Annotated in this window: 1 protein-coding gene; it reads left to right on the top strand. The window is 75.3% G+C overall.

What is annotated here, in order from left to right; genetic code table 11:
• A partial coding sequence (prsT, locus tag FJ694_RS36350; protein WP_198321195.1) for an XrtA/PEP-CTERM system TPR-repeat protein PrsT occupies positions 1 to 1,886 on the top strand: 1,886 nt, incomplete at both ends.

The raw sequence follows: 1,886 nt of genomic DNA, 5'->3' as shown, positions 1-1,886 counted from the left end.
CTGCGCCGCCAGGACCTCAAGGCCGCGCGCGAGTCCATCCAGGCCGTGCTCAAGGTCGCGCCCGACTTCGGCTACGCGCAGCAACTGGCCGGCGCCATCGAGTACGAGGCCGGCGCGCTGGCGCAGGCCGTCACGCACCTGACGCGCGCGCAGCAGCTCATGCCCGAGTCGCTGGCCGCGCGCCAGCTGCTGGCGCAGGCGCTGCTGCGCGCGGGCGACCCGGCCAAGGCGCTGGCCACGCTGCAGCCGGTGCTCGACGGCAAGGCCGTCACGCCGGCGCTGCTGAACCTGGCGGCGCAGGCCTGGCAGCAGCAGGGCGAGCTGGCCAAGGCCGAGGCGCTGTTCAAGCGCGCCGCGGCGCTGGACCCGGCTGACAGCCGCACCCGCGTGGCGCTGGCGCTCAACCAGATCGCGCGCGGCGACGCGTCGGCGCTGGAGTCGCTGCAGGCCACCGCCGCCGACGACAAGGGCACGGTGGCCGACCTGGCGCTCGTCAACGAGCGCATGCGCCGGCGCGAGTTCGACGCGGCGCTGCAGGCCATCGCCGCGCTGGAGAAGAAGACTCCCGGCCAGGCGCTGGCGCCGCTGCTGCGCGCGCGCGTGCAGATGGCGCTGAAGCAGCCCGACAAGGCGCGCCAGAGCCTGGAGCAGGCCGCGCAGGCCGAGCCCGCGAACCTGCAGGCCGCCACCGCGCTGGCCGAGTTCGACGTGCGCGACAAGCAGTTCGACGCCGCGCGCAAGCGCTTCGACGCGCTGCTCAAGGCCGACCCGAAGAACGTGGGCGCGCTGCTGGCCGTGGCGCGCGTGCGCCAGGCCGCCGGCGCGCCGGCGGCCGAGGTGCGCACGCTGCTGGAGGAGGCGCTGCGCGCCAACCCCACCGAGCCCCGGCCGCGGCTGGCGCTGGTGGAGCACCACCTGGCGCAGAAGGACACGCCGGCGGCGCTGACCGCGGCGCAGGAGGCCGTGGCCGCCATTCCCGACAACCCCACGCTGCTGGCCGAGCTGGCGCGGGTGCAGGCCGTGGCGGGCGACTTCAACCAGTCCATCTCCAGCCTGGGCCAAGTGGCGGCGCAGCGCCCGGACTCGGTGCAGGCGCAGCTGATGCTGGCCGAGGTGCAGATGGCGGCGAAGAACTTCGATGCCGCCGTGACCGCGCTGCAGCGCGCGCGCGCGCTGGCGCCGCGCGACTTCACCGTGGCGCAGCGCCTGGCCGCGGCGCAGGTGGCCGCCGGCCGCCCCGAACAGGCGCTGGCCACGGCGCGCGCGCTGCAGAAGGAGAAGGAAACCGCCGTGCCGGGCCTGGTGCTCGAAGGCGACGTCGAGGCGGCGCAGCGCCGCGGCCGCGAGGCGCTGGCCGCCTACCGCGCCGCGCTGGCCAAGGTGCCGGCGAGCACGGCGGTGGCGGTGAAGGTGCACGGCGCGCTGCTGGCGCAGGAGCCCGCCGCCGCCCCGGCCTTCGCCACGAAATGGATGAGCGAGCATCCGCAGGACGCGGGCTTCCTGTTCCACCTCAGCGAGGTCGCGGGCGCGCGGGGCGACCATGCGCAGGCCGAGGCGCGGCTGCAGGAGGCGCTCAAGCTGCGCCCGGATGACCCGGTGATGCTCAACAACCTGGCCTACATGCAGGTGCTGCTCAAGCGCCCCGGGGCGGTGGCCACGGCCGAGAAGGCCAACCAACTGCGCCCGCAGCACCCGTACTTCATGGACACGCTGGCCGTGGCGCTGGGGGCGGAGAAGCAGTTCGATCGCGCCATCGAGCTGCAGAAGAAGGTGGTCGCGCTGGACCCGAAGAACCCGCTGTGGAAGCTGACGCTGGCGCGCCTGTACCTCGACGCCGGCCAGCGCGCGCAGGCCCGCACCGAGCTCTCGGCCCTGGCCGCGCTGGG

The organism is Azohydromonas aeria, from assembly GCF_009760915.1.
In the GTDB taxonomy this organism is placed as follows: Bacteria; Pseudomonadota; Gammaproteobacteria; order Burkholderiales; family Burkholderiaceae_C; genus Azohydromonas; species Azohydromonas aeria.
Note: the sequence above shows the minus strand (reverse complement) of the source record. Positions and strands in the feature narration are given on the sequence as shown.